This window comes from Pararobbsia silviterrae, from assembly GCF_003628125.1.
Classification (GTDB): Bacteria; Pseudomonadota; Gammaproteobacteria; order Burkholderiales; family Burkholderiaceae; genus Pararobbsia; species Pararobbsia silviterrae.
In genome coordinates, this window is sequence record NZ_RBZU01000003.1 from 95,676 (window position 1) to 109,576 (window position 13,901).

General features: G+C 64.5%; 10 protein-coding genes and 3 tRNA genes. 6 read left to right on the forward strand and 7 right to left on the reverse strand.

Annotation, left to right across the window (positions count from 1 at the left end; translation table 11 throughout):
• The first annotated feature begins 11 nt into the window (after positions 1-11).
• Positions 12-941 (forward strand): ABC transporter permease, encoded by a 930-nt coding sequence (locus tag D7S86_RS08580; RefSeq protein WP_121085423.1) that lies wholly within the window; start codon positions 12-14, stop codon positions 939-941.
• A 1-nt stretch (position 942) separates the two neighbouring features.
• Positions 943-1,848, forward strand: a complete 906-nt coding sequence (locus D7S86_RS08585) for an ABC transporter permease (protein ID WP_121085425.1) — start codon at positions 943-945, stop codon at positions 1,846-1,848.
• Between the two features lie 81 nt (positions 1,849-1,929).
• Here D7S86_RS08585 and D7S86_RS08590 read toward each other — a convergent pair.
• The 5 genes from D7S86_RS08590 to uvrC all read right to left on the reverse strand — a co-directional run bounded on the left by D7S86_RS08590 (position 1,930) and on the right by uvrC (position 5,529).
• Positions 1,930-2,003: transfer RNA gene (locus D7S86_RS08590), tRNA-Cys, on the reverse strand.
• A gap of 81 nt (positions 2,004-2,084) precedes the next feature.
• Positions 2,085-2,160 (reverse strand) — tRNA-Gly (locus D7S86_RS08595).
• Between the two features lie 100 nt (positions 2,161-2,260).
• Positions 2,261-2,336: transfer RNA gene (locus D7S86_RS08600), tRNA-Gly, on the reverse strand.
• Positions 2,337-2,436: 100 nt separating this feature from the next.
• Positions 2,437-3,033 (reverse strand): CDP-diacylglycerol--glycerol-3-phosphate 3-phosphatidyltransferase, encoded by a 597-nt coding sequence (gene pgsA, locus D7S86_RS08605; RefSeq protein ID WP_121085427.1) that lies wholly within the window; start codon positions 3,031-3,033, stop codon positions 2,437-2,439.
• A gap of 123 nt (positions 3,034-3,156) precedes the next feature.
• Positions 3,157-5,529, reverse strand: a complete 2,373-nt coding sequence (gene uvrC / locus D7S86_RS08610) for an excinuclease ABC subunit UvrC (RefSeq protein ID WP_121085429.1) — start codon at positions 5,527-5,529, stop codon at positions 3,157-3,159.
• Between the two features lie 304 nt (positions 5,530-5,833).
• Between uvrC and earP the strand changes: the two genes are divergently transcribed.
• From earP to D7S86_RS29925, 4 genes are all read left to right on the forward strand, one after another.
• On the forward strand, positions 5,834-7,018 hold the full coding sequence (gene earP, locus D7S86_RS08615; RefSeq protein WP_121085431.1) for an elongation factor P maturation arginine rhamnosyltransferase EarP: 1,185 nt from the start codon (positions 5,834-5,836) through the stop codon (positions 7,016-7,018).
• Between the two features lie 208 nt (positions 7,019-7,226).
• Entirely contained in the window at positions 7,227-7,784 is a 558-nt protein-coding gene (gene efp, locus D7S86_RS08620; RefSeq protein WP_121085433.1) for an elongation factor P, read from the forward strand.
• Positions 7,785-8,271: 487 nt separating this feature from the next.
• On the forward strand, positions 8,272-9,618 hold the full coding sequence (locus tag D7S86_RS08630) for a sigma-54-dependent transcriptional regulator (RefSeq protein WP_121085437.1): 1,347 nt from the start codon (positions 8,272-8,274) through the stop codon (positions 9,616-9,618).
• Between the two features lie 434 nt (positions 9,619-10,052).
• Positions 10,053-12,224 (forward strand): hypothetical protein, encoded by a 2,172-nt coding sequence (locus D7S86_RS29925; protein WP_205962776.1) that lies wholly within the window; start codon positions 10,053-10,055, stop codon positions 12,222-12,224.
• A gap of 108 nt (positions 12,225-12,332) precedes the next feature.
• Here D7S86_RS29925 and nagZ read toward each other — a convergent pair whose 3' ends face one another.
• On the reverse strand, positions 12,333-13,499 hold the full coding sequence (nagZ, locus tag D7S86_RS08640) for a beta-N-acetylhexosaminidase (RefSeq protein WP_121085439.1): 1,167 nt from the start codon (positions 13,497-13,499) through the stop codon (positions 12,333-12,335).
• On the reverse strand, positions 13,500-13,895 hold the full coding sequence (acpS, locus tag D7S86_RS08645; protein WP_121086062.1) for a holo-ACP synthase: 396 nt from the start codon (positions 13,893-13,895) through the stop codon (positions 13,500-13,502).
• Between the last annotated feature and the right edge of the window lie 6 nt (positions 13,896-13,901).

Consider the following 13,901-nt stretch of genomic DNA (forward strand, 5'->3'; position numbering starts at 1 on the left):
GAGTTTCTTTCATGGCGTCGCTTCAGCTTCCGACCCAACCGCCGGCCGCCTCGGCCGACACATCCGGCGTGCGTCACCGGCGCGCGCCGGCGTGGCTTCAAGCGACGCCGCTGACGCTGACGTTCGCGCTGTTCTTCGTGATCCCGCTGGTGATCACGCTGATCGTGAGCTTCTGGGACTACAACGAGTACCAGATCATCCCCGCGTTCACGTTCAAGAACTACGTCGCGATCTTCGACGGATGTTCGTCGATGAGCGACGTCTGCGTGACGCTCAAGACGTATGGCTCGACCGTCAAGTTCTGCGCGATCGTGTGGGCGATCACCACCGTGCTCGGTTTCACGATCGCGTATTTCCTCGCGTTCCACGTCCGCTCGACGGGCGCGCAGACCACGCTGTTCCTGATCTGCACGATCCCGTTCTGGACCTCGAACGTGATCCGCATGATTTCGTGGATTCCGCTGCTCGGCCGCAACGGCCTCGTGAACCAGGCCCTGCTCGCGACGCACCTCGTGGACCGGCCGCTCGAATGGCTGCTCTATTCGAACTTCTCGGTCGTGCTCGCGTTCGTGCATCTCTACACGTTCTTCATGATCGTGCCGATCTTCAACGCGATGATGCGCATCGATCGCTCGTTGCTCGAAGCCGCGCGCGATGCGGGGGCGAGCGGATGGCAGGTCGTGCGCGACGTCGTGCTGCCCTTGTCGAAGACGGGCATCGTGATCGGCTCGATCTTCGTGATCACGATCGTGATGGGCGACTTCCTGACGGTCGGCGTGATGGGCGGCCAGCAGATCGCGTCGGTCGGCAAGATCATCCAGGTTCAGACCGGGTATCTGCAATTCCCCGCGGCGGCCGCGAACGCGATCATTCTGCTCGCCGTCGTGCTCATGATCGTCTGGGCGCTCACGCGCGTCGTCGATATTCGAAAGGAGCTCTGACATGAGCACGATTGCGCGACGTCATCGCGAACGCCGGCCCGCGAGTTTCTATTGGCTCGCGCTCATCTTCGGGCTCTTCGTGCTGTTTCTTTACGGCCCGGTCATCACGATCTTCATCCTGTCGTTCCAGGGGCCCGAAGGCGGCCTGACGTTTCCGATGCGCGGCGTCTCGCTGCACTGGTTCGCGGCGCTGCGCGACGGCGTCGGCGACGTCGACATCTGGGGCGCGTTCGCGCGCTCGATGCGGCTTGCGTTGATCGTCACGATCCTGACCGTGCTGTTCTCCGTATCCGCGGGACTTGCATTTCGCAAGCGCTTCCGCGGCGACTCGGCGGTGTTCTATGTGTCGGTCGCGAGCCTGATCATGCCGTCGATCATCGTCTCGCTCGGCATCGGACTCACGTTCCGGCTCATCGACACGGCCGTCAAGGCGCTCGCGACCGCATGGGGCTTTCAATCGTTCGCGGACGGTTACACGACGTCGATGAGCCTCTATACGTCGGCGCTCGGCGCGCATCTGACGTGGACGCTGCCGTTCGGCCTGCTCGTGATGTTCGCGGTCTTCAACCGGTTCAATCCGGCCTACGAGGAAGCGTCGCGCGATCTTGGCGCCTCGCCGTGGCAGAGCTTTCTTCACGTCGTGCTGCCGATCATCGGACCGTCGGTCATCGGCGTCGGGATGTTCGGACTCACGCTGTCGTGGGACGAAATCGCGCGCACGTCGCAGGCGATCGGCGATCAGAACACGCTGCCGCTCGAATTGCAGGGCCTGACGACGTCGGTCACGACGCCTGTCATCTACGCGCTCGGGACGATGACGACCGCCCTGTCGCTCGCGGTCGTGATCCTGAGCCTGCTCGCGGTTCGTTGGCTGACGCGGCGGCGGGCGCGCGCGACTGCGGGCTAAGCACGGACTAAACGCGAATTAAACACGGACGAAAAAAAACCACCCTCTCGGGTGGTTTTTCTTTGCCGCTTGACGCGATTCTGGAGGCGCGGGCCGGAGTCGAACCGGCCTGGAAGGATTTGCAGTCCTCTGCATAACCGCTTTGCTACCGCGCCGTAGACGGCTTTTATTCAAACTTCGCGTTCGAATAAAACTGACTCAAACAAAAAGGGAAGCAGCCTTGCTTCCCCCTTGTATGGAGCGGGAGACGAGTCTCGAACTCGCGACCTCAACCTTGGCAAGGTTGCGCTCTACCAACTGAGCTACTCCCGCGTAAGCTGCTTGCGAACCGGACAACACGCGAATCGTCCGGTCTCGACACACTCGAATTCAAAAAACACGTCAAACGACACGAATTCGATCCTGCAAAATCTGGAGCGGGAGACGAGTCTCGAACTCGCGACCTCAACCTTGGCAAGGTTGCGCTCTACCAACTGAGCTACTCCCGCATGATCCTACTGTTTCGCTGCTTCGTTAGTGCCATCAGCAACGAGAACGAGATTATGAAGAGGTCATTCTTGAGTGTCAAGCACGAGATCCAAATTCTTTTTATCTCGCCGCGTCGACGCGATCGCGAATCTGGGGCCACGCGAGTTTCATGTAGTACAGCATCGACCAGATCGTGAGGAACGCGGCCACGTAGACGAGCCAGAGACCCCATACGCGCGCGTCGAACAGCGTGTGTCCTTCGAATACAAGCGGTCCGTCGTAGAGCAGCATCGGAATCGCGACCATCTGGCATGCGGTCTTGAATTTACCGAGCGAATTGACCGCCACGCTGCGCGACGCGCCGATTTGCGCCATCCACTCGCGCAGCGCCGAAATCGTGATCTCGCGGCCGACGATCACAAGCGCGATGACCGCGTTCAAGCGCGTGAGTTCGACAAGGATCAGCAACGCGGCCGTCACCATGAGTTTGTCGGCGACCGGATCGAGAAACGCGCCGAACGACGACGTCTGATTGAGCTTGCGCGCAAGAAATCCGTCGAACCAGTCCGTGAGCGCGGCGAGCACGAAGATCAGCATCGCAATCGTGTTCTTGACGGGTACCGACATCATCACGTCGGGGATGTAGAAGATGCCAACGACGAGCGGAATCAGGACGATTCTCAGCCACGTCAGGAAGATCGGCAGATTGAACGGCATGGGGTGCAGGCACTCGCTAGTCGACAACGGCATTGTGCCTTGTTCGGAAGCTCGCGAACAAGGCAGGGGATTTTTCACAACGCCGACGGGGAACGGCGTCCCGAACTATACCGTCGCGCGACATCAATGAAGTTGTTTGTAAATCTGCTCGGCGAGCGTGCGCGAAATGCCTTCGACGCTCGCGAGCTCGTCGATGCTCGCCGACACGACGCCGCGCAAGCCGCCGAAGCGCGCGAGCAGGCGCTGCCGCCGCTTCGCGCCGACGCCCTCGAGTTCTTCGAGGCGTGAGCTTTGCCGGACTTTCGCGCGTTTGGCGCGCATGCCCGTGATCGCGAAGCGGTGCGCTTCGTCGCGGATCTGCGCGATCAGCATGAGCGCCGCGCTGTCCTTGCCGAGTTCGAGCGAAGGCCGTCCGTCGGCGAACACGAGCGTTTCGAGCCCGACCTTGCGGCCCTCGCCCTTGGCCACGCCGACGAGGATGCCGATATCGATGCCGAGTTCGGTGAACACCTGGCGCGCGATCTCGACTTGCCCTTTGCCGCCGTCGATCAACACGATCGTGGGCATCGGCGCTTGAGCGCTCGCCGAGGCCGACGCCGTATCCGTCGGCGCTCCTTCTGCGGACGCGCCGGCGGCCGACGATGCGTCGTCCGGCACACCGGCGGCCGGCGCACCGGAACGCGACGCCGCGTCGTCCGGCTCGGACGCCTCATCCACGCGGTCCGTCACATCGACGACCCCCGTGGCCGCATCGACGTCGCCGACGCGCACGGCATCGCCCGCGTTGGCCGCCTGCTGCGCGAGGATCTTTTCGTAGCGACGCGTGAGGACCTGACGCATCGCCGCGTAGTCGTCGCCCGGCGTGATTCCCGCGATGTTGTAGCGCCGGTAGTCGCCGGATTGCATCTTGTGATGGTGATAGACGACACACGACGCCTGCGTCGCCTCGCCCATCGTGTGACTGATGTCGAAGCACTCGACGCGCAGCGTCGCGAGATCGTCGCATTCGAGGCTCAGCACATCGGCCAACGCGCGCGTGCGCGCCTGCTGCGAACCCTGCTCCGAGAGCAATCGCATGAGCGCGAGCTTCGCGCCCTGCTCGGCCATTTCGAGCCATGAGCGCTTTTGCCCCTGCGGCTGCCGGATCATCGAGACCTTGCGCCCCGCTTGCGCGCCGAGCAGATCGACGATCTGCCGATTGGCGGGCGGCACGTTGACGATCAGCACGGGCGGCACCATATGGTCGACATAGTGCTGCCCGATGAACGCCTCGATGACGTCGGCCTCGAGCGAACGCTCGGCGCGTCCGCGCGCGGCGGCGGACGCGCCGGTCACATCGTCAGACACGTCGCCCGCCGCTGCATCGAACTCGGCTGCTGCGTCGCTCGACATCGCGTCGCCCTCGCCGTTCGTACCCGTCGCACGCTCGTCGCCCGCCGATCGCGCCGGCCCCGCATCAGCCGCATCGGCCGCACCCGTCGCCTCGCTCGCGTCGTCCGCCTCGCGATCGAGGCCGAGCGCACGCGCCTTCTTGCGATCGTGCTCGATCTCGCCGACTTCGCGCCGCGCATCGAGCACGTCGATCGCGTCCGACGCGTCGAGTTCGTCATCGTCGAGCGACTGACCGACCTGACTCGGAAAATACGCCTTGTCGCCGAGATGACGTCCGCCGCGAACCATCGCGAGATTCACGCAGACCTTGCCGCCATACGCGACCACGGCAAGGATATCGGCATCGTTGTCGCCGCCCGTCTCGATGGTCTGCTGATGCAGGACCGCCGCGAGCGATTTCATCTGATTGCGAACCGCGGCGGCCTGTTCGAAACGCAATTCGGCCGCATACGCATGCATCTTCTGTTCGAGCTCGCTCATGACCTCGGTCTGGCGCCCGCCGAGAAAACGCGCCGCATTGCGAACGTCGACCGCGTAGTCGTCCTCGCTGATGTGACCGACGCACGGCGCCGTGCAACGCGAGATCTGATGCAGCAGACACGGACGCGTGCGGTTCGCGAAGACCGAGTCCTCGCAGGTCCGCAACTGAAACACGCGCTGCAGGATCTGAATGCTTTCGCGGACCGCCCATGCGTTGGGGAACGGCCCGAAGTACTGATGCTTGCGGTCGACCGCGCCGCGGTAGTAGACCATGCGCGGAAACGCGTGCCCCGTAAGTTTCAGATACGGGTACGACTTGTCGTCGCGAAACAGAATGTTGTAGCGCGGCGCGAGCGCCTTGATGAGGTTGTTCTCGAGCAGCAGGGCTTCGGCCTCGGAGCGCGTGACGGTCGTTTCGAGTTTTGCGATCCGGCTGACCATCATCGCGATGCGCGGCGACAGCAGCGACTTGTTGAAATAGCTCGAGACGCGCTTCTTGAGGTCGCGCGCCTTGCCGACGTACAGCACGGCGCCGTCCGCATCGTAGTAACGATAGACGCCGGGCAAGTGCGGCAATTGCGCGAGGATGGGCTTCGGGTCGAAAAGGTCGCTGTCGTCGGACATGCTCAGAGCCCCGGGCTTTGGCCGGGCTGCCACTGCAATAGAATCGCACGAAGGCTAGATGATACCCGGCGGGCGCTGGAGACCTCGACGCCCGTCCGCACGCATGCTTGACGGCGTGCACCGGATCGCGGTCTGTCGTCGCCTGCCCGTCGCCTGCCCGTCGCCTGCCCGTCGCCTGCCGGAGCGTACGCGCCGCGCATGGTTGCCGCGCGTGAATCTCGCGACGACGCGCGACACTTGCCTCGGCGCGTTCGATTGATACGATGCGCGTGTTCGATGCTCCGCCTGATGACGCCCCCGCTCCATGATCCAACGCCCGATTGCCTGCGATATCTTCTGCACCGTCATCGACAACTTCGGCGACATCGGCGTCGCGTGGCGGCTCGCGCGCCAACTGGCCGCCGAGCATGGCTGGTCGGTCCGGCTCTGGGTCGACGACTTGCAGACGTTTGCAAAGCTCGCGCCGTCGCTGCAGCCCGACAAACGCTGGCAGCATCTCGGCGAGATCGTCGTCGAGCACTGGCGCGAGCCGTTCATCGAGAATGAACCGCTGACGATCGCGGACGTCGTGATCGAGGCGTTCGCGTGCGATCTGCCGCCCGTGTATCTCGCGGCGATGGCCGAGCGCACGCCGGCGCCGGTCTGGATCAACCTCGACTATCTGAGTTCGGAAGACTGGGTCGGCGACTTTCATCTGAAACCATCGCCCCACCCTCGCCTGCCGCTCAACAAGTGGTTCTTTTTCCCGGGTCTCGGCGCGCAGACGGGCGGCGTGCTCATCGAGCAAGCGATTCAGGACCGACGCGACGCGTTTCAACGGGATCCCGCCGCGCGCGCGGCGCTGTTCGAACGCCTCGGCGTGCCGCCGCCCGGCGAGGCGGCGACCGTCGTGTCGCTCTTCGCGTACGAGAATCCCGCGACCGCGGAGCTGCTCGGCGCGTGGCGCGACGGCGACGCCGAGCTCCTGGCGCTCGTCCCCGTCGGACGCATCGGGCCCGACGTCGCCCGTTTCCTTGGACTCGACGCATTCGACACGACCGTGCGCGCGACGCGCGGCAAGCTGACCGTTCAGGCGCTGCCGTTCGTCGATCACGAGACGTACGACCGGATCCTCTGGACGTGCGACCTCAATTTCGTACGCGGCGAGGATTCGTTCGTGCGCGCGCAACTCGCGGCACGGCCGTTTGTCTGGCACATCTACCCGCAGCACGACGACGCGCATCTGCCGAAGCTCGACGCCGCGCTCGCGCACATCACGGCGCATCTCGACGCCGGCGCCGCGCAGGCGCTCACGCAGGTCTGGCAGCGCTGGAACGGCGCGCCGGACGACACGCACGCGGGCCCCGAAGCGATCGCGCACGCATGGGCCGCATGGACGCGGCATCGTGAAACGCTCGCGCGCGGCGCGCGCGAATGGATCGAAGAACTCGCGACGCGGCGCGACCTCGCCGGAAATCTGGCGGAGTTTGCCGAAAGCCGGTTAAAATAGACCGTTTTTCAATAGCTTAGACTTGTCGAGCACAGGCATCCGGACTTTCCGGCCGTTTCCCAAAGGTCAGCGGACACGGCGGCGCCGGCATTCCGAATCGAGTGACGCAGGAACGCAGCGAATCGAGGCTTGAGCCCGACTCAGGCGGCCCGCTGTGCTCGCACGCCAGATCGCAAGTCAAACATTCAGGTAAGACAGGATACGTTTTATGAAGACCGCACAGGAACTCCGCGCAGGCAACGTCGTCATGATCGGCAACGACCCGATGGTCGTGCAGAAGGCCGAATACAACAAATCGGGCCGCAATTCCGCCGTCGTCAAGATGAAGTTCAAGAATCTTCTGACCGAGGCACCGAGCGAAGCCGTCTACAAGGCGGACGACAAGTTCGACGTCGTCGTGCTCGACCGCAAGGAAGTCACGTACTCGTACTTCGCGGACCCGATGTACGTGTTCATGGACGCCGACTACAACCAATTCGAAGTCGAAGCCGAAAACCTCGGCGACGCGATTTACTACCTCGAAGACGCGATGCCCTGCGAAGTCGTGTTCTACAACGAGAAAGCCATCTCGGTCGAACTGCCGACGACGCTCGTGCGCGAAATCTCGTACACGGAACCGGCCGTCAAGGGCGACACGTCGTCGGGCAAGGTGCTCAAGAACGCGAAGCTGACGAGCGGTCTCGAACTTCAAGTGCCGCTGTTCTGCAATATCGGCGACAAGATCGAAATCGACACGCGTACGAACGAGTACCGCAGCCGCGCCTAAGTCGGCGCTGCGCATCCGGTCGCGCGCATCGCGCGGGCCGGCGCGTTCAATCCCTCTCGATGACCGGCCGTTCGACGAACCGGTCACCCCCGAAGCGCTCATTCGAGCGCTTTTCTTTTTTTCACGCCTCATCAACAAAACGAAGCAAGATTTACCGGCGCGCTTGCCGATTTCAATCACCTTCTGTGTCATCTGCGCCCCCCTCGATTCCGTGCAAAGCCCGTGGCCATGGGGGTTGGGCCGAATGACGCCCCTCCGTGGCACGAGTTCTGCTTAGACAGCGCTCAGATATCGAACGACGTGCTGAGGTCGATTCCATGCTGCATGACGCCATCGGGTCGCTTGCGACCGCGCGGATTGCCGCCGTGTTCGGCTTCACGGGCTGGACCGTGGGCACCGCCCCGGTCGTGTGCGCTCGGCGGCGTCCTTCGACGTGCGCCTCGACGCGCTGCATCGATGTCGAGCCCCCGAACCCTCACAGAACGCCATGCCACACGCGCTAATCGTAGAAGACGATCCGAACAGTCTGTCCGGGCTGGCCGCGATCCTCCAGGCCGACGGATTCTCCGTGGATGTCGCGGCCACGCTCGCCGACGCCCGCGAGGCGCTCACGCGCTTTATTCCCGACGTGGTGCTGATCGATCTGAACCTGCCTGACGGCAAGGGGCTCGATCTCCTTCAGCATTTGCGATCGCAGCCGCCCGACGGCACCGTGCCCGTGATCGTCATGACCGGCAACGCGACGGTCGAATCGGCGATCGAGGGGCTCCGTCATGGGATCTGGGACTATCTGCTCAAGCCGGTCAGCATTCCGCGCTTGCGCAGTCTCCTGGCGCGTATTCCGCGTCCGTACGAGCTCTCGGAAGAAGTTCAGAGCTTGCGCTCGATGCTGCGCGAACTCGGCCGCTTCGGGCCGATGATCGGGCGCTCGGAGCCCATGCAAGCCGTCTACGACACGATCGAGCGCATCGCGCAGACGGAGGCTGCCGTGTTCGTCCATGGCGAGCCCGGCTCGGGCAAGCAGACGGTCGCCCACACGATTCACGAGATGAGCCGCCGGCGCAAGGGGCCGTTCGTGCGTTTCGACTGCGCGGCGACGCGCGACGGCGCGCGTTCGTTCGACAGCCTGCTGTTCGGCCATGAGCGCGGCGCGTTCGCGGGCGCGGATATTCGTATGGCCGGCGTGCTCGAGGAAGCGGCCGGAGGCACGCTCTACGTCGAAAACGTAACGTCGTTGCCGCGCGATCAGCAACTTGCGCTGCTCGGCGCGCTCGATGGCCGCACGATCCGGCGCATGGGCGGCTCGCACGACACGCCCGCGGACTTCCGTTTGATCGTCGGCGCGGAGATCTCGCCGACGCAGGCGCTTGCTACCGGCGCTCTGGTCGATGAACTCGTGCGCCGCCTGTCGGCCACGACGATCGGGCTGCCGCCGCTGCGCGAACGCGGCGCCGACATCGAGCTGCTCGCATTGCACTGCATCGACGAGTGCAATGCCGAAACCGGCCAGCAAAAGCGGCTCGCGCCCGGCGTGCTGCGCGAGCTGCACGGCTACGATTGGCCCGGCAATGTGCGCGAGCTACGCACGACGCTGCGGCATGCCTATCGAACGTCGGACGACACGATCGAAACGCTGCGTTCGGCGGACGGCTCGCACGCGGCCGCGTTCAGCAGCGTCCAAGTGACGGTCGGCACGCCGCTCGCGACGGTCGAGGAGTTGCTGATCCGCGCGACGCTCGACGCCGTCGGCGGCACGCGGCACCGTGCCGCGTCGATGCTCGGCATCAGTCCGAAGACGCTCTACAACAAGCTGCAGCGCATGAAGATGAACTGAGGCGCCCCCGGCGCGCGAGACGACGATTCGCGCGCCATTCGGCCCTCACGCGGCGCGTCGGGCGCGGGCACCTGCGGCGACCGTGCGCCGCGCCGCCGAACGTCACGGATCGCTCGGCAACGGCGCACCCGTTCGCTGCGATCGCATCGCGCCGCACGCAATGCGATGCGGCGGGACATGATCGTTTTATCCATTCCGGTAACGACGCGCTTCGCGACACTCTCGCAATCGAAACCCTTTGCGGAGAGGCGTGCATGGTTCGCCCCACTGATGTATCGACGACGCGCCTGTCAGGCGCGTCCCATCGAAGCCCATCGGCACGCCTCGGACCGCACGACGAGACGCCTAAGCGAGGACCGTTCTTTTGCGAGATCGCCGCCGTCGTACGGCGCGCTGATCGTGGCGAGCGCCTGACGAGCACGCGCTGCGCCCCTGTGCTGCGCGAGATTGCGGCGGCCGCCATCTCGCGCGCGATTGTCAACGTGCAGCCGTTCGATCCGGACGCGGCCGCGAACTATGCCATGAGCGCCATTCCCCGACTTCTGCAGCCCTGGATCTTGAAAGAACTCCACATGGCCGACACACGCGCGTGTCCCGCATTTTGCCAGGCGGTCGCTGAGTCCAGAATCCGCAACGGCGAATCATGTCGCGTCGTCGGCGAGGCCTTTGGCGTCGAGCGCGGCTGGATCACAATGCGCACGCTCGGGCGCGTTGCGGTCGAGGGCCCCGCGGGAAAACGCGTGCGCGACGGCGAGTCGTGTCGAGCCGTCGGTAAGGATCACGGCATCGAGAACGATGACGATGCGATGAATGCACTCGAGATGATTGCCGTCAACGGCCCGGCGGGCACGCGCGTACGCAACGGCGAGCCTTGTCTCACCGTCGCAAACGATCATGGCATCCGGCTATATGACGATGCGATGGATGCGCTCGAGATGATTGCCGTCGAAGGCCTCGCGGGCACGCGCGTACGCAACGGCGAGCCGCCGGATATCGTCGCTCGCGAACACGGGATGCGGCCACTCCAATTGCCCTTAGAAGCCCTCGAGATGATATGCGTCGAAGGGCCCGCCGGGCAACGCGTGCGCGACGGCGAGCGCTGCGACACGATCGCAGAGGAGTACGGACTTCGCTTTTTCGGCGAAGCGAGGCCTGCGCTCGAGATGATCGCCGTCAAGGGTCGCGCGGGTGAATGCGTGCGCAATGGCGAATCGTATGAGGACGTCGCCAAAGTGTTCGGCATCGAATCATTTGGCCCCGCGATGGACCGCCTTCGCGAGATATCCGCGCGCTCGCAAAGCCACCGAGCCGCGTCATCCGCGATCGCGCCGCAGCACATCGCCTCCCACGCAGACACAACGCCCGCATGCCTCGCGCCGACCTCCAGTCTCGAACCATCTCGCGCGCGTTCGCAGATCGCCGGGGATTCGATTCGCGAAACAGACCGCGCGGCGCGCCGGCTACGCGACAAGTCAGTCGCCGAGTCCCGAGTCCGCGGCGGCGAGTCATGTCTCGTCGTAGGCAACGCATTCGGCATCAAGCGCGACACGATCGCAATGCGCGAGCTTCAGCGCGTCGCGGTCGAGGGCCCCGCGGGAAAACGCGTGCGCGACGGCGAGCCTTGTCTAGCTGTCGGAAACGATCATGGCATCGAGGAATATGACGATGCGATGCATGCACTCGAGATGATTGCCGTCAACGGCCCGGCGGGCGCGCGCGTACGCAATGGCGAGTCTTGTCGAACCGTCGGAAAGGATCATGGCATCCGGTCAGATGACGATGCGATGGATGCCCTCGAGATGATTGCCGTCAACGGCCCCGCGGGCGAGCGCGTACACAACGGCGAGTCTTGTCGAACCGTCGGAAAGGATCATGGCATCCGGCCATTTGACGACGCGATGGACGCGCTCGAGATGATTGCAGTCAGCGGCCCGGCGGGCGCGCGCGTACGCAACGGCGAACTGCCGGATGTCGTCGGTCGTGAACACGGAATACGGTCGCTCGGATTGCCCTTCCAAGCGCTAGAAATGATATGCGTCGAAAGCTTTGCCGGGCAACGCGTACGCAACGGCGAACGCTGCGACACGATCACAAAGGCGTACAAACTTTGCGGCTTCGGCAAAGCGACGCAAGCGCTTGAAATGATCGCCGTCGAAGCTAGCGCCGGCGAACGCGTGCGCAACGGCGAATCGTGCCGCGACGTGGCTAAGGCGCACGGCATCGGGAAGGAAGGCGCCGCCATGGACGCGCTTAAGATGATCGCCGTCGACGGTCCCGCCGGCGCGCGCGTGCGCGACGGCGAATCGTATAAAGACGTTGCCCGTGCGTTCGGCATCCGTCCATTTGACGCCGCGATGATCCGCCTTCGCAAGATATCCGATCGCTTGCAAAGCAGCCGAGCCGCGTTGTCCGCGATCACGCCCTCCCACACGGACACAACGCCCGTTCGTCTCGCGAGCCCGTTCCCCGCTCTCGAGACATTTCGTACGCGTTTGCGCATCGCCGAGGCGTCGATTCGCGAAACAGAAGACGCGGCGCGCCGGCTACGCGACATCCACGTCAAAGAAGGTGGAGAAGCCCGGCTGTCCGACACATCCCGCATGTAGGCGACGGAGCGTCACCGACTCATAGACGAAGCCATCGCGCGGCGCGACGACAACTGGAGCGTGCGTCGCACACGCCGCGTCGCCACATCGCCCCGCCGGGCGCGCGGCTCAACGCTCGACGCGTTGCGCGCCCGACAGTTCAACCGCCAACGCCGGTTCGCTCGGCGCGCCGGCCACGGGCGCCCCCGCAGCCCCAGCCGGCTTGACGAGCCGTACCTTCGCGATCAAAAACTCGCGCGCGGCCAAATAATCGGGATGCCGCATGAGCTTGCTCCATCGCGCGGCCTTGCCCTTCGGCCGCAGCCGCTTGAGACGGCGCTGCGACAGACGCGAGGGTTGATACCGGAGCCCCTGGAGCACCTTGTCCGCCTGCGCGGGCTCGTTGCAGACGAGCACCATATCGCAACCCGCGTTGAGCGCGGCCTGCGCGCTTTGCAGATGATCGCCGACCGCGCGCGCGCCATGCATCGAGAGATCGTCGCTCAGAATCGCGCCGGCGAATCCGAGGCGATGACGCAGGATGTCCGTGATCCACTTGCGCGAGAACCCGGCCGGCAATGAATCGACGCGCGGATAAATCACGTGCGCGGGCATGACCGCGGTCAACGCAAGGCCCATCCACGTGTACGGTTGCGCATCCGCGAGCAAGGCGTCGAGCGGACGATCGTCGATCGGCATCGCATAGTGCGAATCGGCCTCGACATAGCCATGTCCCGGAAAATGCTTGCCGCAATTCGCCATGCCCGCGAGCGACATGCCATGCGCGACGCTCTTGGCGAGCATCGCGACGACGCGCGGGTCGCGATGAAACGCACGGCTGCCGATCGCCTTCGATTGGTCGTAATCGATATCGAGCACCGGCGTAAAGCTCAGATCGACGCCGCATGCGCGCAGCTCGGATGCGAGGACGAGCCCCGCCGCCGTCGCGGCCTGCGTGCCGAGAAACACGTCCTGATCCCACAGCGCGCCGATGTCGCGCATCGACGGCAAATGTGTAAAGCCGTCGGTCTTGAACCGCTGCACACGCCCGCCCTCGTGATCGACGGCGATCAACACGTCGGGGCGTACCGAGCGGATCTGCTCGGTCAGCATCGTGAGTTGGGTCCGATCGGTGAAGTTGCGCGCAAACAGGATCACGCCGCCCGTCAACGGATGCGCGATCCGGCGCGCGTCATCGTGGGTCAGCGTCGTGCCGACGACGTCGAGCATCACGGGTCCGGCGAGTCGCTTGAACTGCTTCGTCAATACCGGTTGCGCGTAGGCGTACTCTTGCATTCAATCTTGCTCCGCGATGACGAAGGCGACCGCATAGTCGACTTCGTCGGAAATCGTAACCTTCGCGGTTACATTACGTTCGGCGAGCCATGCCGCGAGCTCGCCCGATGCGACGATGACCGGCTTGCCGCTCGGCTCGTTCAAGGTCTGGACCGCGCGCCATGTCATCGGCCAGTGCATGCCGAGGCCGATCGCCTTCGAAAACGCCTCCTTGGCCGCGAAGCGCGTCGACAGATAGGCGAGTCCGCGCACCGCGGAACGCGCGGCGCGCGCGTGGTACGTCCTGAGTTCGTCGGGACCGAGCACCTTCTCGGCGAACCGGCCGTTCGTGCGCTCCATGACGCCTTGCACGCGGCTGACCTGCGTGATGTCGGTTCCGATGCCGTAGATCGCCATCGGGAC